The sequence below is a fragment of the Spirosoma sp. KNUC1025 genome, assembly GCF_045160025.1.
Taxonomy (GTDB): Bacteria; Bacteroidota; Bacteroidia; order Cytophagales; family Spirosomataceae; genus Spirosoma.
Genome location: NZ_CP087139.1, coordinates 5,685,279 through 5,706,970 on the forward strand (window position 1 = coordinate 5,685,279; position 21,692 = coordinate 5,706,970).

13 protein-coding genes and 4 pseudogenes are annotated in these 21,692 nt (G+C 50.7%); 9 read left to right on the top strand and 8 right to left on the bottom strand.

The features are described from left to right. Positions 1–25 precede the first annotated feature (25 nt). Together LN737_RS24880 and LN737_RS24885 are read left to right on the top strand one after the other, a co-directional pair. Entirely contained in the window at positions 26–2,605 is a 2,580-nt protein-coding gene (locus LN737_RS24880) for a glycerophosphoryl diester phosphodiesterase (protein WP_405513016.1), read from the top strand. A gap of 16 nt (positions 2,606–2,621) precedes the next feature. Further along, positions 2,622–4,345: pseudogene (locus LN737_RS24885) on the top strand (sodium:solute symporter family protein). Here the strand turns inward: LN737_RS24885 and LN737_RS24890 are convergent. Then, positions 4,334–4,708 (bottom strand): putative toxin-antitoxin system toxin component, PIN family, encoded by a 375-nt coding sequence (locus LN737_RS24890; RefSeq protein WP_405513018.1) that lies wholly within the window; start codon positions 4,706–4,708, stop codon positions 4,334–4,336. The pseudogene LN737_RS24885 and the gene LN737_RS24890 sit on opposite strands and share 12 nt — an antisense overlap. Further along, a complete protein-coding gene (locus LN737_RS24895; RefSeq protein ID WP_405513020.1) occupies positions 4,705–4,938 on the bottom strand; it encodes a hypothetical protein in 234 nt (77 codons plus the stop codon). Before LN737_RS24895 ends, LN737_RS24890 begins: the two co-directional genes overlap by 4 nt. Positions 4,939–5,000: 62 nt before the next feature. On the opposite strand from LN737_RS24895, the gene LN737_RS24900 reads away from it, so the two are divergent. Both LN737_RS24900 and LN737_RS24905 read left to right on the top strand, forming a co-directional pair. Further along, complete coding sequence (locus LN737_RS24900; protein ID WP_405513022.1) at positions 5,001–7,049, top strand: glycoside hydrolase family 2 protein; 2,049 nt, start codon at positions 5,001–5,003, stop codon at positions 7,047–7,049. After that, positions 7,027–9,309 carry an FAD-dependent oxidoreductase gene (locus LN737_RS24905; RefSeq protein WP_405513024.1) on the top strand — a complete coding sequence of 761 codons (2,283 nt, stop codon included), beginning with the start codon at positions 7,027–7,029 and terminating at the stop codon, positions 9,307–9,309. Before LN737_RS24900 ends, LN737_RS24905 begins: the two co-directional genes overlap by 23 nt. A 92-nt stretch (positions 9,310–9,401) precedes the next feature. Here LN737_RS24905 and LN737_RS24910 read toward each other — a convergent pair whose 3' ends face one another. After that, on the bottom strand, positions 9,402–11,456 hold the full coding sequence (locus LN737_RS24910) for a beta-L-arabinofuranosidase domain-containing protein (RefSeq protein ID WP_405513026.1): 2,055 nt from the start codon (positions 11,454–11,456) through the stop codon (positions 9,402–9,404). Positions 11,457–11,647: 191 nt separating this feature from the next. On the opposite strand from LN737_RS24910, the pseudogene LN737_RS24915 reads away from it, so the two are divergent. Beyond that, positions 11,648–12,576: pseudogene (locus tag LN737_RS24915) on the top strand (sugar phosphate isomerase/epimerase family protein). Between the two features lie 56 nt (positions 12,577–12,632). On the opposite strand, the gene LN737_RS24920 reads toward LN737_RS24915, so the two are convergent. From LN737_RS24920 to LN737_RS24930, 3 genes and pseudogenes are all read right to left on the bottom strand, one after another. Further along, on the bottom strand, positions 12,633–13,334 hold the full coding sequence (locus LN737_RS24920; RefSeq protein ID WP_405520511.1) for an SDR family NAD(P)-dependent oxidoreductase: 702 nt from the start codon (positions 13,332–13,334) through the stop codon (positions 12,633–12,635). A gap of 97 nt (positions 13,335–13,431) precedes the next feature. Then, a pseudogene (gene folE / locus LN737_RS24925) lies at positions 13,432–14,207 on the bottom strand (GTP cyclohydrolase I FolE). Continuing rightward, entirely contained in the window at positions 14,167–14,601 is a 435-nt protein-coding gene (locus LN737_RS24930; protein ID WP_405513028.1) for a 6-pyruvoyl trahydropterin synthase family protein, read from the bottom strand. The pseudogene folE and the gene LN737_RS24930 overlap by 41 nt, the downstream one beginning before the upstream one ends. Before the next feature lie 349 nt (positions 14,602–14,950). Between LN737_RS24930 and LN737_RS24935 the strand changes: the two are divergent. The 4 genes and pseudogenes from LN737_RS24935 (at position 14,951) to LN737_RS24950 (ending at position 19,825) form a co-directional block, all read left to right on the top strand. After that, a pseudogene (locus LN737_RS24935) lies at positions 14,951–15,978 on the top strand (MBL fold metallo-hydrolase). A 152-nt stretch (positions 15,979–16,130) separates the two neighbouring features. Further along, a complete protein-coding gene (locus LN737_RS24940) occupies positions 16,131–17,411 on the top strand; it encodes a Gfo/Idh/MocA family protein (RefSeq protein WP_405513030.1) in 1,281 nt (426 codons plus the stop codon). Between the two features lie 114 nt (positions 17,412–17,525). Next, positions 17,526–18,749, top strand: a complete 1,224-nt coding sequence (locus LN737_RS24945) for a sugar MFS transporter (RefSeq protein WP_405513032.1) — start codon at positions 17,526–17,528, stop codon at positions 18,747–18,749. Beyond that, entirely contained in the window at positions 18,749–19,825 is a 1,077-nt protein-coding gene (locus tag LN737_RS24950) for a mevalonate kinase (protein WP_405513034.1), read from the top strand. The genes LN737_RS24945 and LN737_RS24950 overlap by 1 nt, the downstream gene beginning before the upstream one ends. A 68-nt stretch (positions 19,826–19,893) precedes the next feature. On the opposite strand, the gene LN737_RS24955 is transcribed toward LN737_RS24950, so the two are convergent. Then, complete coding sequence (locus LN737_RS24955; protein ID WP_405513036.1) at positions 19,894–21,102, bottom strand: ABC transporter permease; 1,209 nt, start codon at positions 21,100–21,102, stop codon at positions 19,894–19,896. An 83-nt stretch (positions 21,103–21,185) separates the two neighbouring features. Beyond that, positions 21,186–21,572, bottom strand: coding sequence for a 30S ribosome-binding factor RbfA (gene rbfA, locus LN737_RS24960; protein ID WP_405513038.1), 387 nt, complete (start codon positions 21,570–21,572; stop codon positions 21,186–21,188). Between the last annotated feature and the right edge of the window lie 120 nt (positions 21,573–21,692).

Below are 21,692 nucleotides of genomic sequence, written 5' to 3' on the forward strand. Positions count from 1 at the left end.
AACCTAACTTCAATCCCTCTTTTCAATGCCTTCTATCTGGAAAAATACGGTTATACTCCTCTGCTGGATCGCTTCGCTGACAACGCGTGCGCAATCCGACAAAACGGTATCGCTGACGAACGACCGTATCAAAGTCATCTGGAATGCCAGTCCGAAAGGCTGGACAATCGGACAACTGGCGGTCCGGAAAGGAAGTCAATGGGTAAATTTGCCGACCCCTTCGGGCGAGAATACACTACTGTATGCGGCCGAAAAACCCGCCGACAAACCTGATACGACATTCAAATCCATAACGGGCGAAGAGTTTCCGGGGCCTAAATACCATTATCAGCAAACCCAATGGGCGGAAAGTACAAATCCGGTTTCGCTCAACACAGCCGGCCAGGCGATCCATTTTTTTCCGAAAGAGGCAAAACAGATGGGCAACAACCTGATGTTCCGGCAAGAAACCGACGTAGCAACGATTACGACGGAATGGACAATCGATCCGAAGTTTCCGTCCGACATCCAGGTAAAGCAAACCATCAGTCCTAAAAAAGAAGGCTATTTTTCGCTCGCCAGCCCCACGCTGGCCAGTACGTCGGAACAGAACCTGGCCTGGGCAACGGTTCCCGGCTATTTTCAGGGAAACCGGTTTCAGAAAAATTTCGCGCTTGCCTATGCCTATGGACATGGTATTCCGACGCTACCCGCCGTTTACCGCGAGCGTTGTGCCAGTACGTTATGCCCGATGATAACGACCAAAAGTGGCCTTACGCTGTCGGTTATTCCCGAGCCGGGACTGGCACGCGATCCGTGGGCCAGCGATAAAAGCACCCAAACAAACTGGAACATCGGCCTGTCGCACATGAACCGCAAAGCGCAGCTTTCGCCGACGCTGTACTTCCCGATTCTTGGCGAACCAAAATCGGCGTTGAAACAAGGGGAATCGGTCAGCTATTCGTTTCGGTACAGCCTGACCGACGGTGACTGGTTCAAGGCGCTGAATCATGCGGTCTACGATATTTATCAGTTTAAGGAAACATTGGCGTTACGTCAGAGCAAACAGTCGCTGACCGACCGTATCGAGAAAATGCACCATTACCTCACCGACCCTAAAACTTCGATGTGGAATATTGAGGAATTTGAAGGCAAAAAAATTGGGGCGCAGTCGTATCTGGGTGGTGTAGTAGGCTCTAACAAAGACGCCATGAAAAACTCCGATTACGGCGCTATGTGGATGCTGGCATATGCCACAAAAGACCCGCTGCTAACCCAGAACGTATTGCCGTATGCCCTGAATTTCAAACTCGTTCAACAGCAGACCACTGACGGTTTTTTCAAAGGCGCGGCTGTTGGGCAGTACTATCTCGCCAAATCCAAAAAGTTTGTGGAAGAATGGGGCGAAGTGGTTGAACCGATTGCGCTGACGTACTACACCCTGCTCGACGTTGGCAATATGCTTCTGTTTGAGCCGTCGAATGCTGAATTAAAAGAACGCTTACGGCTCGGTGCTGAGCGGTTGCTGACCTGGCAAAAACCGAATGGAAGCTGGGCGGTGGCCTACGACCGACATTCGGAACAGGAAGCGTTCAGGGATATTCAGGATGTGCGTCCAACGTTCTACGGCCTGATTGTGGCCTATCGGTTACTCAACGACCCCAAATACCTGACAGCGGCCCGAAAAGGCGCAGACTGGTTTATCAAAAACGCCATCGAAACGGGAAGTTTTCTGGGTGTTTGTGGGGATGCCCGCTACGCTCCCGATTTTGCTACGGGTCAGTCGGCGCAGGCCATGCTGGATTTGTACGACCTGACAAAAGACGCTCGTTACAGGGAGGCTGCGATTACGGCCGCGAAAGTTTATACCACTTCCATTTACACCCACCCGATTGCCAGCCACTCCCTCAAAACTGTCAACGGGGTTCCACGCGAAGACTGGGAAATCAGTCAGACAGGCCTGAGCTTTGAGCATGGCGGTATTTTCGGGTCAGCAAACCGGGGTGGACCGATCCAATTATGCAGCCATGCGGGCTTATTTCTCCGTATGTATGCCCTGACGCACGAACCGATCTTTGCTGATATGGCTCGTGCGGGTGCTATTGGCCGCGACGCTTTTGTAGACGCCAAGACAAGCGTTGCCTCTTACTACTGGAGCGCCATGAACCGGGGAGCCGGACCATACCCGCACCATGCGTGGTGGCAGATTGGGTGGCTGACCGACTACCTCATGGCCGAAGCCGAATTGCGGTCGGGCGGGAAAGTGTCCTTCCCACGCGGGTTTGTAACGCCTAAAGTAGGGCCGCACCAGACGTACGGATTTGCTCCGGGAACGGTTTATGGGGAAAAAGCCGGTCTATTGATTCAGGAAGGACTGGTTCAGGCCGACAGTCCTGCTATTGATTATATACTGGCTCAGTCACCGCGGCAGACCCGGCTCTACGTTATTCTGCTCAATAATCGGTCGCAGGAAACGACGACAGCCATCAACCTGAACCCCGCCGTTATGAACAAACGTATTGCAGCCATAAAGCGATTAACAACGAATCAAGCCGTTGCGCCGGAACGTATCTCCCTGACCTTGGGAGGTTTTGGGCAGGAAGTACTGGCAGTAGATTTACAGTAAGCTGATAACCCCGTTCATGAATACAACCATCGATACCGCAGTCATTGTTATTTTCTCCGCGTTTGTGCTCGGCATTGGGTTGCTGTTTGCCCGAACGGGCCGGAACCTGAAATCCTTTTTTGCGGGTGGGGAAGCCGTACCCTGGTTTATCGGTGGGCTATCGTTGTTCATGAGTTTTTCTCAGCCGGTACGTTCGTTGCGTGGGGGAGCATCGCTTACAAATACGGGTGGGTCGCCATTACCATTCAGTGGACCATGTGCATCGGGGCACTGGTAACGGGCCAGTATCTGGCTCCGCGCTGGAAAGCCGCCGGGGCCTTAACGGCCGCCGAGTTTATCCGTGAGCGATTGGGTCTAACCGTACAAAAAGCGTACATTTTCATCTTCACGCTGGTTTCCATCTTCATTAAAGGGTCGGTGCTGTATCCGGTTGCGAAGCTGGTTAGTTCGTCACTGAATTTGCCGCTGGTGCCCTGTACCATCGGACTCGGCCTTTTCATGATTGCGTATACGGCCGTTGGTGGGTTATGGGCCGTTATGGTGACCGATATTCTGCAGTTTGTGGTGCTGTCGGCGGCTGTGTTTATTCTGCTTCCGCTGTCGCTGGGAAAAGTGGGTGGCTTTTCCGGCTTTATTCAGCAGGTGCCCGACGATTTCTTCGGTCTCCTAAACGGCGAATACACCATCGGCTTCGTGCTGGCTTTTGTGCTGTATCACATCTGTTACATTGGCGGCAACTGGACCTTTGTGCAACGGTATACCAGCGTCGACAGTCCGAAATCAGCCCGAAAAGTAGCGTTTCTGTTTGCGGGTCTCTACCTGATCAGCCCTGTCATCTGGATGCTGCCGCCCATGATTTACCAGGTCATCAACCCCGCGCTGACGGGTCTGGACACGGAAAACGCGTATCTCAAAATCTGTCAGCTTGTGTTACCGCCGGGCTTGCTGGGTCTCATGCTGACGGGCATGTATTTCTCTACGTCTGCCAGTGCCAATACCGCGCTTAATGTCGTTTCGGCCGTGTTTACGAATGACATCTACAAAGGGCTAATTAATCCTCAGGCATCTGACAGACAACTGATTCGGGTAGCGCGGGGGTCGTCGTGGGTCTTTGGGCTGGGTATGATTGGCATTGCCCTGCTCGTGCCCGCAGCGGGTGGTATGGTTGAAGTCGTGCTGAGTATTTCGGCTATATCGGGCGGTCCGTTACTGGCTCCTCCGCTCTGGGCACTCTTCTCGAAACGGCTAACCAGCCGGGCTACCCTCTGGATCACAACCCTTGGTCTTGCCGTCAATCTTTTCTGCAAAATTCTTCTGCCTCTTCTGTTCGATTACAAGCTAACCCGCAGTTGGGAAACGGCCATTGGTGTCGGGCTCCCGCTTCTGCTCCTGCTGGGCTACGAACTGTGGGAACGATCGAAAGGAACGGAAGCAAAGGAGTATTATCAGTATCTATCAGCTCGACAGTTAAAGCGTGATGAGGCTCAGACGGAATCCGCCGAAGAAGCGCAGGCAGTACGTCAGCAGAACCGCTTTGGTCTCCAGGTTATTGCTGGAGCACTGGCTTTTACGGCGCTGATGCTGTTTGGATTAAGTACGCTAGCCAGCATTGGCGGTGGCATTACAGCAGGAATCGGTGGCGTCATATTGCTGGCGGCTCTGATTCCCTGGCGAGCGGCTCAACGGGTAAGCGTATCAGGCCCCGAGCCAATCAAGAAATTCGTCAACTCAAATAACTGATAACCGAGGAAAATCTATGTCACGAAGGATAGAAAAATGGCGGTCCTCAGAAATTAGATGGTCTGCATTGGCAACTAGTGCGCAGTCAACGTACTTATTGTCATCGGGGTCATTATACATTAGTTGCCATTCAAAATACACCGCCTGCAAGGTGCAATTTTCCAGCGAGAGAAGGAGCTTTATGACATTATCCGCAACCGAGGGGGAGGTTTTCTCAGCCAGTTTCTCATGGTACTCTGATAAGATATCATTACTCACAATTAGCTCAAAAACATCCGCTTTTAAGGCATCAAAAATTGGTCGATATTTTGACGTAACGGGAAGCGAGATAAGCAGCACATTAATACCTAAAACAACTCTCATTGAACAGAGGGGCTGCGCATGTGCTCACTTTTCCAATTTTCAATGGTTCGTTCGGTCCACCCTTTTTCCTGTGATAACTGGTTCATTTCGTTATCAATTTTTCGCGAGAAATAATCAGCCAGCAAAAGCCGAATCTCGTTTAGCTCCTTCTCCGAGACAGCGTATGGATAAAGTTTCAGAAGCTCTAGTTGAAGGTTACTCAGTTTCGCAGGTGTCGCTAAATCAGCCATCACGTAATTCATTTATACAAATATAAAGATTATCCGACCGACAGGTTGTTTTTCACCCACTTATGACACCCACTCGATACGTTCTCGCCTTTCTCGTTCTGCTTTGCCTATCAAGTGCGGCCAATGCCCAGTACACCCTTCGCGACCCTAAAGCGATTCCGTTGCATGGCGAATGGTCGTTTGCTATGGACCCTATGGAAGTAGGCGAAAGAGGCAAATGGTATCAGGAGGGTGCCCCTCTTGGCCACTGGGACAAAGTGACTGTGCCCCATTGCTTTTCCGTTGATCCTCGGTTTCAGTTTTATACCGGTCTTGTCTGGTACCGCCGTAATTTTCCGTGGCAGCCAACCGCAGGCAATCGGGTTCTGCTCCATTTCGACGCGGCCTATTATAAAACCTCGATCTGGATCAATGATAAGAAAGTAGGGACGCACGAAGGCGGGTATACCCCCTTCCATTTCGACGTAACGGATTTTTTGAAATCGGGCAGCAATACCCTTGCTATTTCCATCGATAACAATACGTGGCGAGTTGGAACCATACCCGGCGCCAAAGACAATAACCAACCCAATGACCCGTTTCCCGGCTGGGTGAACTATGGTGGGCTCATACGTCCGGTTTATCTGACTGTTAAACCCGAGGTGTATGTCGAGAATGTGAAAGTGGAAGCAAAGCCCGATCTGGCAAAAGGAACGGCTACGTTAGCCATAAAAACGCGCATTCGGAACACGGGCAACCAATCAGCTTCGCCCAGGGTAATATTCCGGGTAACCCAGAGCGGGAAACCCATCGCCCTGACCTGGAAACAATCTGCTCCCAGCGTACCGGGCAATCAAACGTCTACCCTGGAGGCCACAACAACGCTGAAAGCAACCGACGTAAAGCTCTGGAGTATTGACCAGCCGACGTTATACGAGCTTCAGCTTGTAGCGGCCGCCGACACCGTTCAGACCCATTTTGGCATTCGCACGCTGGAAGTACGTAACGCTCAGCTGCTGCTCAATGGTCAGCCCATCAAGGTGGCGGGTGGAAACCGGGTTGTTGATTACGCGCAACTGGGCTCGCTGGAACCGGACTGGGTCGTTGAAAAAGACATGCGGCTCATGAAAGAAGCGGGTATGGAATTTCACCGGCTAACCCACTATACACCTTCTGAAAGCGTGTATGACTGGGCCGACCGCAATGGGATGCTCATCATTGCCGAAGCTGGTAACTGGCAACTGACACCCCGCGAAATGGATAACGACACCATCCGGACGAAGTTTCGGCAGCAGTTTCGCGAGATGGTTGAGCGCGACTGGAACCACCCCTGCGTGATCGCCTATAGTGTGGGAAACGAGTACCTGTCTGAGCAACCCGCCGGGCAGCGCTGGACCAAAGATATGATTTCCTACGGTCGTGAACTCGATCCCACACGGCTGTTTACGTTTGCGTCGATGCGGCTGAATATTCTGCCGAAAAAGCCGGAGGATGAAGCCAGTCAGTACTGCGATTTTATCTCGACCAATACGTATGGCAACCACGCCAACGTACTGAAACACATCCATTCCCTGTATCCTGAAAAACCCATTTTCGTTAGTGAATACGGTACGCGGGCGGATGGCAAAGACACGGAAGCCGGACAAATAAGCTACATCGAGAAATTCCTGAGCGATATCCGGCCCTTGCCTTATGTAGTGGGGGCGTCGTGGTGGTCGTATAATGATTATCTGAGTCGGCACAACGGTACGAATCCAGACGGTACGCGTCCCTGGGGACTAGTTCATCTGGACCGTACGAAGCGCCCGTTGTACAAAGCCCACCAGACGGGCATGGCGCCCGTTACGGTTGAAAAAATTAGCTGGGAGCCCGGTCCGGCGGGCGTGCATGGCTTAAAGCTTCGTGTAACAGCCAGAGGTGATTTTCCCGCTTACCTCATTCAGCAATACACACTCAAAACCCCCGGCGGCTCTATTGCTATTCCAACTTTGCAACCCGGCCAAAGCACTGATTTACTCATTCCTGTACGTGGATTTGACAAAACCTTACCGATTGAAATTGTCAAACCCACCGGCTTTTCTATTCTCTCACAAACCTTCGATTTAACGAATGATACACGAACAGGCAACTGATAAACGTACGCTGAAAACCATTCGCCACACTGCCGATCTGATTGTTGTCGGTGGCGGATTATCGGGGGTTTGTTGCGCCATCACAGCAGCTCGGGCGGGTATACGCGTCGTGCTGGTTCAGGATCGGCCCGTACTGGGCGGCAATTCATCCTCCGAAGTCCGGCTGTGGGTGCTGGGCGCTACGTCGCATATGGGTAACAACAACCGGTGGGCGCGCGAAGGGGGCGTTATCGACGAATTACTGCTCGAAAACCTGTATCGTAACCCGGAAGGAAATCCCCTGATTTTCGATACGATTCTGCTCGAAAAAGTCGTGCTGGAACCGAACATTACGTTGCTCCTGAACACGGCCGTTTACGAAGTGGAGAAAGCTACTACCGACACAATCAGCGGTTTAAAAGCGTTTTGTAGTCAGAACAGCACGCTCTACGACCTGGTAGCACCCCTGTTCTGCGACGCATCGGGCGATGGAATTGTGGCGTTTCAGGCAGGCGCTGCCTTTCGGATGGGTGCCGAGAGCCGGGACGAATTTGGCGAAAAATTTGCGCCATCGGCGGAGTATGGCGAGCTGCTGGGGCATTCGCTGTATTTCTACACGAAGGATACCGGACGACCGGTCCGATTTGTGCCCCCCGCCTACGCGCTGGACGACATCACCAAAATTCCACGCTATAAACGGTTTAACGCACAGGAGTACGGTTGCCAGCTCTGGTGGATTGAATATGGCGGCCGGCTGGATACCGTTCACGATACCGAAACCATCAAGTGGGAGCTTTGGAAGGTAGTGTATGGCGTCTGGAATTATATCAAAAACTCTGGTCAGTTTCCCGAAGCCGAAACCATGACTTTGGAGTGGGTCGGTCAGATTCCCGGCAAGCGGGAGAGCCGCCGGTTTGAGGGCGATTATATGCTCCGGCAGCAGGATGTCGTTGAACAGCGTACGCATCCCGACGCCGTCGCCTTTGGTGGCTGGAGCATCGATCTACACCCTGCCGATGGTATTTTTTCGGAGAAGCCGGGCTGCAATCAGTGGCATAGTAAAGGAATTTATCAGATCCCTTACCGCTGCCTTTACAGCCACAATATCGCCAATCTGTTTCTGGCCGGACGTATCATCAGTGCCTCACACGTAGCGTTCGGGTCATCGCGGGTCATGGCTACAGGCGCCCACGTAGCGCAGGCCGTAGGTATGGCCGCTGCCTTATGCACGCGTAATCAATCGCTCCCCCGCCACCTGACTGCGCCCGCGCAGATGCAGCAGCTTCAGCAGGAACTTCTGAAAGCTGGGCAGCACATCCCCGGTCTTCAGTTGCAGGACGAGAAAAACCTTGTCGGGCAAGCCACTCTGACCGCTTCCAGCGAATTCGTTTTGAGCGACTTACCCCCCGATGGACCATTGCTTGCCCTAATGCAGTCAGCCGCGCAGATGTTGCCGCTCCCCACTGGCCCCATCCCCGCATTAACAGCTTTCGTTACTGCCGACCGTAACACGACCTTAACGGTTGAATTACGCCGAAGTAGTAAGTCGTTCAATCACACACCCGACGTAACGCTGGAATCGAAAACGCTGATGATCAATAAAGGCAGGCAGGAAATCACGCTGTCCTTCGACTCCCATCTTGACGAGCCGCAGTACGTTTTTGTTACGTTCCTGAAAAACGAGCACATTCAGCTGCAATACAGCCAGTTACGGGTTACGGGCATAGTGTCGGTATTTAACAAGATCAATCCGGCGGTTTCGAATTACGGCAAGCAGGAACCGACAGAAGATATCGGTGTCGATACCTTTGAATTCTGGTGCCCTGAACGCCGACCCGCTGGGCAAAACATGGCCTTACGTATCAGTCCGGGCATTCGGTTGTTCAGTCCTGAGAATGTGCGAAATGGGATTCAGCGCCCAACCAACCAGCCCAACGCCTGGGTAGCCAGGCAAAATGACTCCAACCCTACCCTTACGGTAAGCTGGCCCGAAAAACAACGGCTTAGCCAGGTTGTCCTGTCGTTCGATACAGATTTCGATCACCCGCTCGAGTCGGTTATTATGATTCACCCTGAGACGGTTTCGCCGTTCTGTGCCTGTGAATTTATTCTGTGCAATGATCGTCAGGAACGGATTGCTCATCAAACGGATAATCACCAGAGCCGCACTATCATTCGATTCGCAAACCCCATCGAAACCAGCATCCTGACGATTCATCTCAAACCCCAAACCGACCATGCCCCTGCCTCGCTGATGGAAGTACGTTGCTATGGAGAATAAACCCTGTTACTAGTGGGTTACCCTATTCCCCCTGCCCCCTGAAGGGGAGCAATCCAGTCTGAGCGGCTCCCCCTTCAGGGGGCAGGGGGGCCTCATTTCACGACCGGAAAGGCGACCACGCGCAACTTGGTACAACCGTAAGGAATGAGTGTAATGGTTTCGGCATTGCTGTCAACCTCTCCCTGGTAGATGCCTTCGCGGGTCGTGACAGGCTGCCGGGCTACACCCTCCACCAACTTCCAGTTGGGTATCCGTCGACCTGTTGTTTTAATTTCGATGGGCGCATTCGCTTCATTCCAGACGAAGTTGGCCGGTATTGGCTTCATCGTTACCGTTGTGTTTTTGGCAGGATCGTCAACCAGCGCTTTCGGCAGGCCATAATTCCAGACGCTCTTCGGCTGATATTCGTAATAAGTCCCTTCTTCTTTAATCTCTTTCGTCGTTACGTCCGATTCAATTTTCAGCGCGTACACCAGCGGACCACGTTCGATTGTCCGTGAGTTTTTGGCCCAGTTGCTGGTCGTTACTGCCATTGGCAACTGCAGGGTCAGTTTATCGCCATTTTTCCAGACTCGCGTCAGGCTGATCACCTGTCCGCCTTTATCGGAACGCAGTTTCTGCCCATTCAGCAGAATTGTAGCCTCCTTACACCAGCCCGGTATCCGCAAGTCAAGCGGGAATGTCGTAGCGTTTGGCAGGCTGATCGAAAACGTAATCTGGTCATCGAACGGGTAATTGGTTGTTTCCTGAATCGTTACGTCCACGCCATTTGCCACCCTGGCTGTTAATGTACTGGGTGCATATTCCAGCGCAGCCAGGCCCTTCGCCGGAGTTGCATACCAAAGGTGCGACGCATATTTTGTCCAGCCCTGATGCATGTTAGCGGTGCAGCAGGTATAACCCGCGTACGGGCCAAATACGTTGTTCATACCCCGACCAAACGGCAATGAGAAATCGAACACGCCCCGCGAAACCTGCACCTGATTGGCAATCTGAAAATACTGTCGCGATCGATAATCGTCGGTGGTCTGGGTCGGCAACGCGTTGAATGTCATGCGTTCCAGCGCATCCATGTAGGCCGGATCACCCGTAATACCGATGATTTCTTCGAGCGAAAACATGGTTTCAACGATAGCGCAGAGTTCAACGCCCTGCGTCGGCTCGTTGCCGTGCAGATCTTCATCGCCCGAAAACATTCCATGTGGCAAACCGTGGAGCGTCATCAGATCGGTAAAACCCGTTTTTACGGCGGTCAGGTATTTAGGTTCTTTCCGGCCCCGGTAATATTCGGCGGGTGTTTTTAGCCCCATCCCTACGTTCACGGCATGACGGTCCATCCATTTCTGGTCCGTCTGGTTCACAGCTGCCCCAATGGCCCAGTTGCGCCCACCCAGCAGATCGGTCCAGTTAGTAGTCTGTTTGTACAGTACGTCGGCCAGATCGAGCAGAAATTTATCGCCGGTTCGGTCGTAGAGCCAGTACACCGCCATAATATTGTCGCCCCCGCGCGACTCCGACCATTCGGTCCACTGCTTGAGCGGGCAGCTTTTAAGATTTTCATGCTGGTACTTGAAATACCTGGTCATGAACGGAATGACCCGTGCATCGCTGGTGGCCGTATAATACTGCTGCAACACCTTGAGCATGATCATCCGGGGCCACCAGTCTTCGCCATCGGCGCAGGATTCCATTTTTTGTCCGGCCTTTTCTTTTTTGGTCAACGGACCGAAAAACCCGCTCGGCCGCTGATGATCGAGTGTCCAGTTGATATACTTCAGCACCTTATCTTTCAGCGCCTTGTCATCCAGCAGATACGCCAGTGGAACGGCCCCATCGAGCCAGTAAGGCGTTTCTTCCCAACCATCTCCCTTTCCACCGAGCCAGCCGTTGTCGTTCATCACTTTCGGGTAATATTCATCCAGATGGCCCGTGGCTCCATCGCGCATGATTTCGAGCTGATGATGCAGCCAGCCATTAGGTTTTATAGCACCCAGTGGGAGTTCAAGGTACTTCGACGGAGCCAGCGGTGCCCGGCTATTGATGTAGATTGGTTTCTGACTCGTTCGGTCTGACTGGGCATTCGTCAGTGCGGTCGTCAATAGGAGTCCACCAGTCGCAAACGTAACGAGCGTATTTTTCAACTGCATAGGTAATAAAAGGGATTGGAGTTCGTAGCAAAAGAAGCAGGTAATTGACTTATCATACTCTGAAAGCAACGCGCTGGACCGATCAGACAACAACATACGCAAATGAGTATTTTCGGTACAACCGCCTGCTTTTGGAAAACGGAACGCGGTACGTGCTGCGAAACCTTACAAACTAATCAACCTATTACGTTATGGCCTTAAACCGTCGTTCGTTTATAAAACAAACTGCTGGTTCACTGGCAGGTCTGGCTGTTTTACCAGCTGCCTTTGCCGAAGCTGCCCCAAAAAAATGTGGTTCGATATTTCACTGGCCGAATGGTCGCTGCACAAAGCCCTGTTCGGCAAGAAAATTACCAATCTGGATTTCCCAGGTATTGCCCGTAAGGAGTTCGACATCAGCATCGTTGAGTATGTCAATCAGTTCTTTAAAGACAAAGCGCAGGACAAAACCTACCTCAACGACCTGCTGACCCGCTGTAAAGACAATGGCATCACCAATCACCTCATCATGATTGATGGCGAAGGCAATATGGCCTCACCGGATGCTGCCGAACGGGCGAAAGCCATTGAAAACCATCACAAGTGGGTAGAGTGCGCGAAGTATTTAGGCTGCAAAACCATTCGGGTAAATGCCGCCGGACAAGGTACGGCCGAAGAAATGGCCAAAGCTGCGGCCGAAAGTTTAGCCAAGCTGGGCGAGTTTGCCAAACCTATGAATATCAACATTATCGTTGAAAATCACGGCGGCTTTTCGTCGAACGGCAAGTGGCTGGCCGGTGTGATGAAGCAGGTAAATATGAAAAACGTAGGGACACTCCCCGACTTTGGCAATTTCTGCATCAAGCATGGCGACAACCACACCTGTCTGGAAGAATATGACCGCTATCAGGGCGTAAAAGAATTGATGCCCTACACCAAAGGCGGTGTCTCCACGAAGTTTTACGACTTCGACACCAATGGGAACTGCGTCGAAACCGACTACAACCGCATGATGAAAATCGTAAAAGACAGCGGATTTAAAGGGATCGCCGGAATTGAATACGAAGGCAACGGCCTGGAAGAATACGAAGGTATCCGCAAGTCAAAAGCTTTACTGGAACGTATTGGACCAACGGTTTAGGCAAAAGCCAAAAACACTGTCCAATAGCCCGATGCTACCCAGTGGGTAGCATCGGGCTATTTTATTGAGCCCATGCCACCGTCAACGCTGATAATCTGACCCGTAATCCAGCTGGCTTGGTCAGAGAGTAAATAAGCCGCCATACTGGCAATATCATCCGGCTTACCGATCCGATTCAGCGGGTGGCGTTTATTGGCCGAGTCCCGCTTATCATCGCTGCTCAGCAGATTCTTCGCGAGGGGCGTATCGGTGAGCGAAGGAGCAATGGCGTTGACCCGAATATTGATCGGTGCAAATTCGGCCGCCAGCGATTTGGTTAGTCCTTCTACTGCCGACTTAGCCACAGATACCGACGAGTGAAGCCCCATTCCTAATTTGGCAGCTACCGTACTGAACAGCACAACGCTGCTCCCTTTTGCCAATTTCAAGGCCAGATAAGCCGCATGTATAGCACCAACAGCACCCAGTACGTTGATTTCCAGATCAGATCGATAATCGTCGATGGTAAGCCGATGAAAGGGCTTTAGATTAATACTGCCTGGGCAATAGATCAGCCCGTGCAGAGCCTCAGGAAGTTGGGTAAGGGCATCAGCGGCTGATGCTTGCTGAACATCCCAGACCATATGAGTCGATTGAATGCCTTCCGGTGCATGTCGGCCTGCCGTAAACAGAGTAGCTCCCTGCGCCTGAAGCTGGTTGGCCAGCGCGTAACCAATACCGGAGTTTCCCCCAACAATCAGAATATTTTTGCCTTGCATCATAAGAAATCATAAAAAAAGTAGGGTCGCAGTTGCATCGAACTGATCGTATCGATCAATGCCATGCTCAACTGTGACCCTACAACTTTATGTTCTCTTATATAGTTATGCCGGGCTGGGCAACGTACCGTAATAATTCCTGGCGAGTGGCTTCTTCCTTGAATTTACCACCATAGGAAGAGGTAATGGTCGAACTGTTCAGATCGCGAACACCCGGGTCGAAACGCATAAGTGCTTGGCGTCGATAATAACGGCAACATCTTCCGTTTCCAGAACGCGTTTCAATTCTTCGGCAATCTGTACGGTCAGACGTTCCTGAACCTGCGGACGTTTGCAGAAATATTCAACAATCCGGTTCAGCTTCGACAGACCAATTACTTTACCACTTGATATGTAGGCGACGTGTGCCTTACCGATGATCGGGACAAAATGGTGCTCACAGTACGTCTGAACGGTAATGTCTTTTTCAACGAGCATTTCGTTGTATCGAAACTTATTATCGAACAGAGTTGGCTCGGGCTTATTGGCTGGATTTAGGCCGCTGAAAACCTCTTTTACGTACATTTTGGCAACACGCCGGGGTGATCCTTTCAGACTGTCGTCGGTCAGGTCAAGGCCCAGAATGTTCATGATTTCGCGAAAATGTTCTTCAATCAGATCGATTTTGAAGTCATCATCCAGCGCAAAGGCATCCGGTCGCAGGGGCGTATCGATAGACGTGGCGCCATGCGTATCACCGATTTCGTCGATTAGTTCGTCAGTACAGTCGCAATCCAGCGGATGACCGTTTTTGTGGTCCTTATTGTAAGAAGTCCCACCGTTAAGCGGAGTACTAGTAGACGGGGTATTCGACGAAGTTCCGTTCAGTTTCATACAATCTGATTTTAAGATCCAAGCTTTCGCTCAGCTGTTTACGCAAAATAGTATAGATAACGATGGCAATATTTTCGGCCGACGGATTCAGATCGGCAAATTCCTCGGTATCCAGATTAAGGTTTTTATGATCAAAACGATCCGTTATATGTTCTTTAATCAGATCGCCAAGGTGCTTCATGTCAATGACATAGCCCGTCTCGGGATCGATCGGCCCTGTTACCTGTACAATCAGATCGTAGTTATGCCCATGGTAGTTCGGATTATTGCACTTTCCGTACACACGGGTATTTTTTTCATCTGACCAGTTGGGATTATGCAGACGATGTGCCGCATTGAAGTGTTCCTTTCGAAACACCGCAACCCGTGGAGCATCGACCAGGGTAGTGTCCATAAATAACGTATCGAAAAAAGTTCAATCAACCTGTCGTTACAAAGGTTGTGTACAACACAGGCAGACAGCAGAGCGTGTAGCCAGGACGCTCTTTCGTATGCGATTGATGGCTGATTAACCGGTTTATCATTTTTTTGTTCAACGTTAGTCAAAAAAAGTTAAACAATAAACCGGCCGGTTCAACTGCATAACATCCGCTTATCCGGGATTGTTCCCCTTCATCCATTCCTTCGATTGAACGGAACCCGACACGGGCAACCCCTGTTTTGCCCCCATGAAACGATTACGTACCACCATGATACTTACTGCTTTTATTTTGACGGGGTTGGTTGCTGCCACTGTACTTTTTATGCAACAAAGCGCTTTTGGAAGTAACCCGGCTGAAATTCGTCTTGACCGAATTAAACGCTCTCCACACTATCGGGACGGCGTTTTTCAGAATCCCGAACCTACCGAGGTGTTACGTCAGGGAGCTTCGTATACGGCCCTGTTATGGGAGAACCTCAATAAGCCTAAAGACAATACCCCACCCAAACCAATACCTTCGGTACGTACCGATCTGAAAGCGTTGGCCGATGAGAAACCTACCATTGTTTGGTTTGGCCATTCTTCCTATCTGATCAAATCACAGGGCGTTACGTTGCTGGTTGACCCGGTATTCAGCGGTTATGCATCGCCCGTGTCTTTTTTCGGGAAATCATATCCGGGCTCTGATGTGTATAGTGTCGATGATATGCCGGAGATCGATATGCTGGTTCTGTCTCACGATCATTACGACCACCTCGATTATAAAACCATCACCCAACTGATTCCAAAAGTTAAAAAATTCTACACCGCTTTAGGCGTAGGTGCCCATCTGGAACGCTGGGGCGTACCGGCTGACCGGATTGTGGAGTTTGACTGGTGGGAAGGTCAGAACGTATCGTCCGATATTTCGCTGACGGCAGTTCCGGCCCGGCATTTTTCGGGCGCAGTTTTGCACGCGGCAAAACACTCTGGGCGGCATATGTGCTGAAATTACACGGCTATTCTATCTATCTGGGTGGCGATTCGGGCTACGGCAAGCATTTCAAAGAAATTGGTAACAAGTACGGCCCGTTCGATCTGGCTATACTCGAATGCGGTCAATACGGCAAAGACTGGCCCAATATCCATATGATGCCCGAAGAAGTAGCAACGGCTTCACAGGACTTACAGGCTAAGACAATCCTGCCTGTTCACTGGGCTAAATTCTCACTTGCCCTTCATCCCTGGAACGAACCCATCCAGCGGTTGCTGAAAGCCGCGGCAGAAAAACACCTCGACGTAACAACGCCGAAGATTGGCGAACCACTGATCGTTAATTTCCAGTACCCACGATCTGTGTGGTGGAATTAATAAATATTTAAAAATAGTAATATATTCTTTATATTTATCGTTAATACGTTAACATCTATAAACCTCATAACATCATATATACTAAACATCATATTAGTACAAATTAATAGTTGATTAATGCAAAAAATTAATCGAAGGAATTTTATCCGTACTTGTGCTATTTCAGGCGTTGCATCATCTTTTACAACAACTACTTTTTTTCATCGCTTACTGGCAAAAAAAATACAGTTAGTAAAGTCAGGCTAGCGTTTATTGGTGTTGGCGAGCGAGGCCGTTCGCATGTTCGGCAGGCGCTGCTTCGACCTGACGTCGAGGTGACGGCCATTTGCGATTCATCGCCCGAAGCAATCAGGCTCACGAAGGTTATGCTTGAAAAGGCTGGCCGCAAAGCCCCCGCTACGTATGGCGGAAGCGATGAGTCATTTCGGGAGATGCTCAAACGCGACGACATCGACGGTGTCGTGATAGCCACTTCCCGCAAATGGCATGTTCCAATGGCCATTGCGGCCATGGAAGCCGGTAAATACGTTGGAGTAGAAGTTTCAACAACCACAACCCTTCAGGATTCCTGGGATTTGGTCGATGCTTCCGAGCGAACAGGCTCTCATTGCATGGTTCTAGAGAATGTCTGCTATCGTCGGGATGTCATGGCTGTTCTGAATATGATCCGGCAGGGTATGTTTGGCACTATGGCGCATGCTCACTGTGGCTATCAGCATACTTTGCAGCCGACTTCATATATAGGCGCCGAACGGGCAGCCAATCCTTTACAACATTCGGCGGATGTCCATTCAACACATGGTTTAGGCCCAGTAGCGCACTGGCTCAACATCAACCGGGGCAATCGATTTACGCGGCTAACCAGCATGGCTACTAAAAGCCGGGGGTTACGTCAATACATAGTGGATGGGTCCGAAACTGCCTACGCAGACGCTACGGTCAACTACAAGCTTGGCGATGTCGTTACGACGATGATTGAGTGCGCCAATGGCGAGAACATTGTGCTCATCCATGATACGAACTCGAATCGTCCGTACTCGACAGGTTTCCGGGCGCATGGTACGCACGGCACCTGGCTGGACAGCAACGATCAGATTTCATTATCTGCCAATAAACCAGACGCTCAAGCCTGGGAACCCTTTGCTGCTCGGCAGGAAAAGCACGACCATCCCCTTTGGAAACGCTACGCTAGAACAGCCGAAAAGCCGCCCTGTGGCGGCATTGATTTCTTTATCTTTCAGGACTTTATCAATTCAGTTAAAGAAAAAACAGCCCCACCGATAGACGTTTATGACGCGGCCGTCTGGAGCGCCATCAGCCCTTTGTCGGAACTTAGCCTTGCGCAGGGAGGCCAGAGCGTAGAGATTCCAGATTTTACGCGCGGTAAGTGGAAGACCAATAAGCCAATTTTCGGGCTGACAGACGCGGTTTAATGAATAATGTGGTCTGAATAATGGATAATGAAAGCAGAAAAGCGTAGTTTGGCAATTCTAATAACACGCAATTCCTCTGTTGTCTATTATTCATTCTTCATTATCTATTAACGAATGACCCCTACTGCTCCCCCTAAAACTCAGAGTTACGTTGGTCCACTGCTCATTATCGGCGCTCTTTTCTTTATTTTCGGCTTCGTTACCTGGGTGAATAGTGTTCTGATTGCTTTTTTCAAGCAGGCTTTCAGTTTAACGTCTTTCCAGTCGACCTTAGTAGCGTTCGCTTTTTTCATTTCCTACACGGTGATGGCCATTCCATCTTCGGCGGTATTGAAACGTACTGGTTTTAAGAACGGAATGTCGCTGGGCTTGCTTACAATGGCGATTGGCACCCTGATCTTTGTACCAGCGGCTAAGTCGGTATCGTATCCTTTGTTTCTGGTGGGCCTGTTCATCATCGGTATTGGGTTGACCGTATTGCAAACAGCCTCAAATCCGTATGCCACCATTCTTGGACCCCGCGAGAGTGCTGCCCAACGTATCAGTTTTATGGGTATTGCCAATAAACTGGCGGGTATCCTCAGTCAGTTTGTGTTCGGAGGGCTATTGCTTTCAGGAGCAAACGAAGTCGTTGGAGCGGCTTCTCTGGAGAAAGTTGTTACGCCTTATTTGATTTTGACGGGTGTGCTGGTTGTGCTGGCCGGGCTGATCCGCTACTCAAATCTGCCCGAAGTATCGGAAGAACAGGACGATGTACCCGCCGATACGTCGGCCATCCACGACAGTGTATGGCAGTTTCCGAATCTGGTATTAGGCGTCCTGGCCCTCTTCTGTTACGTTGGTGCTGAAGTTATTACCGGCGATTTAATTATCAGCTATGGTCATGCCATTGGTTTCAGCAACGACGAAGCTAAAAACTTCACGACTTATACGCTGGTTGGCTTACTGGCGGGTTACCTGCTGAGCATTATTGCCATCCCCCGCTTCATTACTCAGCAAAAGGCACTACTCTATGGCATGGTGCTCGCTTTAATCCTGACCGTTGGCGCTCTGCTGACCGATGGGTTTGCTTCGGTTCTGTGCATTGCGCTCATGGGATTTGCTATTTCGCCCGTTTGGCCCGCCGTTTGGCCGCTTGCGCTGAACCGGCTGGGTAAATTCACCAAACTTGGCTCGGCCTTACTGATTATGGGGATTTCGGGCGGTGCCCTGCTCCCGTTGGTGCACGGGTATCTGACCGATGCGTTCAGCCCTAAAACGGCTTATGGATTGCTGTTGCCCCTCTTTAGCTTTATTTTATACTACGCCATATCGGGCCACAAACGAACGAGCTGGTAATGTCGGTTATCGCTTCAACGCCCGGACGTATTTGCCTTTTCGGTGAGCACCAGGATTATTTAGGACTGCCCGTTATTGCAGCGGCTATTTCGCGTCGAATACAGATAGCGGCCCAATCAACCGGGCAGATGGGTTTCCATCTGAATCTACCCGACATTCAGGATTCGGTCACTATTCCCTTCTATGGGCAGCCGTTGCCTTATCCCAAAATCCGCGACTATTTCCGTTCGGCTGTCAATGTGTTGTTACGTGAAGGTTTCACTTTTTCGCGCGGTATTGACGGCGAGGTTCACGGCAATATTCCGATCAATTCCGGTACGTCGAGTTCGTCGGCCTTACTCGTTACGTGGCTCAATGTACTTACGCAGCTATCCAATCAGCCCCGACAGCTTTCGGGCGAAAAACTGGCGGAGCTAGCCTACGTAGCCGAAGTACTGGAATTTGGCGAACCGGGGGGTATGATGGACCATTATTCGACCGCTGTTGGTGATGTTATTTACCTGGAATCAACGCCGACGATTGCGTTAACCGAATTACATCCGGCTTTGGGTACGTTTGTGCTGGGCGACTCGCAGGAGCCAAAAGATACCATCGGCATTCTGAAACGGGTGAAGTTTGGTATGCTCGCCATTATTGAGCGATTAAAAACCGTCAATCCGGCATTCTCCCTACACCATTCGGCCGTTACTGAAGCGACTGAATTTAAGGACGTTCTGACCAAAGACGAATATATCCTGCTGAAAGGAAACCTGGCCAACCGCGATATTCTGCGTGAGGCTCTGGCTGTATTGCAGTCGCCCGGCGATCTGGACCATATTCGGTTCGGTCAGCTCCTGAACGACCATCAGGCAAACCTTCGCGAAGCCCAGCGAATTAGCACGCCCAAAATTGACCGAATGCTCGATGCGGCCTTAAAAGCGGGGGCATTAGGTGGAAAAATTAATGGATCAGGCGGGGGCGGCTGCATGTTTGCCTACGCACCCAATAACCCCGGCGACGTAGCGGAAGCGATTGAGCGTGAGGGAGGAAAAGCGTATATTATTTCGGTCGATACCGGAACCAGGCTTGAGTCCTGATACTACGTTTACTATGTGGTCAGCGTGGTGTCGGGTTCTCAAACCCGACACCACGTACCACTACTGAATCACTGGGTGTTAGCCGCTCGCTGGGCCGGAAGCCAGGATGTCAGGATCGTAATCAGCACCACCAGCACAACGGTAAGCGTAATATCGCTAAGCTGAAGCCGAACCGGATACGCGTCGATGATGGAGCTGACCATACCCATACCGATTAGTCCGTACCGCTCCTGCAACACACACAACGCAACCCCAAGCACCAGCCCGGTAAACGAACCAATCAGGGCAATAAGCGTGCCTTCGGTCAGAAAAATCCGACGGACCATTCCTTTCGTTGCTCCCAACGCAAACAAAATCCGGATGTCTGCTTTTTTCTCGATCACCAGCATCGACAGCGTAAAGAAGATATTGATGGAAGCCGCCAGAATGATAAATGCAAGCGTAACGGCAACCAGCAATTTTTCGATATAGATAGCCCGGTACAAATCAACGTTCAGATCATCGCGGCTTTGCACGAGCAGGTTATCGCCAACTACAGCCTGCAACGCCTTTTTTACTGCGTTCTCATCCGTACCCGGATTAAGCTGAATTTCAAGGCTTGTCACTTCATCAGGCTTGTACCCAAATAATTCCCGCGCTACATCCAGCGGAGCCAGTACGTAGTTGTCGTATCGGGACTCGATGAAAAACACGCCCGAAACTGTAAGCGACGCCCGACTGAATGCATCCGGATTAAGTACACTGAACGTCTCTCCACTACGTGGGTAAAGGATTTCCAGCGGTGTAAGAATATCGACCGTCGAGATGCTTAAGTCACTACGTATTCCCTCGGCCACAATAGCGTAATTGACCCCCTGTCGATTTAATACCAGTTTGCCTTCGAGCAAAGCGGAATCCAGTTGCTGACGCTGAAGGTAATTGCTATCAACGCCTTTGAGTTTGACAACGGTCTGGGCATGTACGTAACGGGCCAGGGCATTATCCTGAGCGACGGATGTCAGCAGATGAACACCGGGCGTCTGGCGAAGGCGGGTGAGCAGTGCAGACGTGGCCATAAACCGCTTACCCTGCTTTGGCGAAACAGTCATGTCGGCCTCAAACGTTTTGAAAATCTGACGGTTCAGTTCTTCCATGCCGTTGAAAACCGACAGTACCACCACCAGCGCCATTGTGCCAACCCCAACACCGAGCATCGACAGAATAGACAGCCAGCTTATGAAACTACGCTTCTTACGGGAGAAAAAATACCGACGGGCAATCCAGGCGGGGAGGTTCATGTAAAATTTTGAATGGCGGAATGATTGACTGATTGAATAGATGTTTTTTACACGATTCAATCAGTCAATCATTCAAAATTCAATTATTCATCTTCTTCCGGCGCTGGGGGAATGTCCAGACCGGCGAAGAGTTTATCCATTTTATCGGCGTATTCGGCAGTGTCGTCTAAAAAGAAACTCAATTCGGGAACGATGCGAAGCTGATGCCGAACACGGTCGCCCAGATGCTGTCGGATCACTTTCCCTTTTTCCTGAATGGTTTCCAGTAATAATTCTTTGTTTTTGGTAGCCAGAAAGCTCAGATAAATCCTGGCTACACTCAGATCTGGCGAAACGCGCACATTGGTAACGGTGATAAACGCCCCCGGGCTGGATGGCCCGTTGAACAAATGTGGCACTTCGCGCTGAAAGATTTCGCTCAAGTCTTTCTGCAACTGCCGGGCAACCTTTTGCTGTCGTTTCGATTCCATAATAATTCGCACGTAACTAATCCATTGAACGATAGAATGGCTGAATAGTTTTCCTGACCTTTCTACCGATTCCTATTATTCTGCAAATATCCACCCATTTTTTCGTTCTGCCGAAATTGG

Bases quoted from the DNA above. Each gene is read 5' to 3' on its own strand.
- LN737_RS24880 (WP_405513016.1), top strand. From the start codon at position 26: ATGCCTTCTATCTGGAAAAATACGGTTATACTCCTCTGCTGGATCGCT.
- LN737_RS24890 (WP_405513018.1), bottom strand. From the start codon at position 4,708: ATGAGAGTTGTTTTAGGTATTAATGTGCTGCTTATCTCGCTTCCCGTT.
- LN737_RS24895 (WP_405513020.1), bottom strand. From the start codon at position 4,938: ATGGCTGATTTAGCGACACCTGCGAAACTGAGTAACCTTCAACTAGAG.
- LN737_RS24900 (WP_405513022.1), top strand. From the start codon at position 5,001: ATGACACCCACTCGATACGTTCTCGCCTTTCTCGTTCTGCTTTGCCTA.
- LN737_RS24905 (WP_405513024.1), top strand. From the start codon at position 7,027: ATGATACACGAACAGGCAACTGATAAACGTACGCTGAAAACCATTCGC.
- LN737_RS24910 (WP_405513026.1), bottom strand. From the start codon at position 11,456: ATGCAGTTGAAAAATACGCTCGTTACGTTTGCGACTGGTGGACTCCTA.
- LN737_RS24920 (WP_405520511.1), bottom strand. From the start codon at position 13,334: ATGCAAGGCAAAAATATTCTGATTGTTGGGGGAAACTCCGGTATTGGT.
- LN737_RS24930 (WP_405513028.1), bottom strand. From the start codon at position 14,601: ATGGACACTACCCTGGTCGATGCTCCACGGGTTGCGGTGTTTCGAAAG.
- LN737_RS24945 (WP_405513032.1), top strand. From the start codon at position 17,526: ATGACCCCTACTGCTCCCCCTAAAACTCAGAGTTACGTTGGTCCACTG.
- LN737_RS24950 (WP_405513034.1), top strand. From the start codon at position 18,749: ATGTCGGTTATCGCTTCAACGCCCGGACGTATTTGCCTTTTCGGTGAG.
- LN737_RS24955 (WP_405513036.1), bottom strand. From the start codon at position 21,102: ATGAACCTCCCCGCCTGGATTGCCCGTCGGTATTTTTTCTCCCGTAAG.
- rbfA (WP_405513038.1), bottom strand. From the start codon at position 21,572: ATGGAATCGAAACGACAGCAAAAGGTTGCCCGGCAGTTGCAGAAAGAC.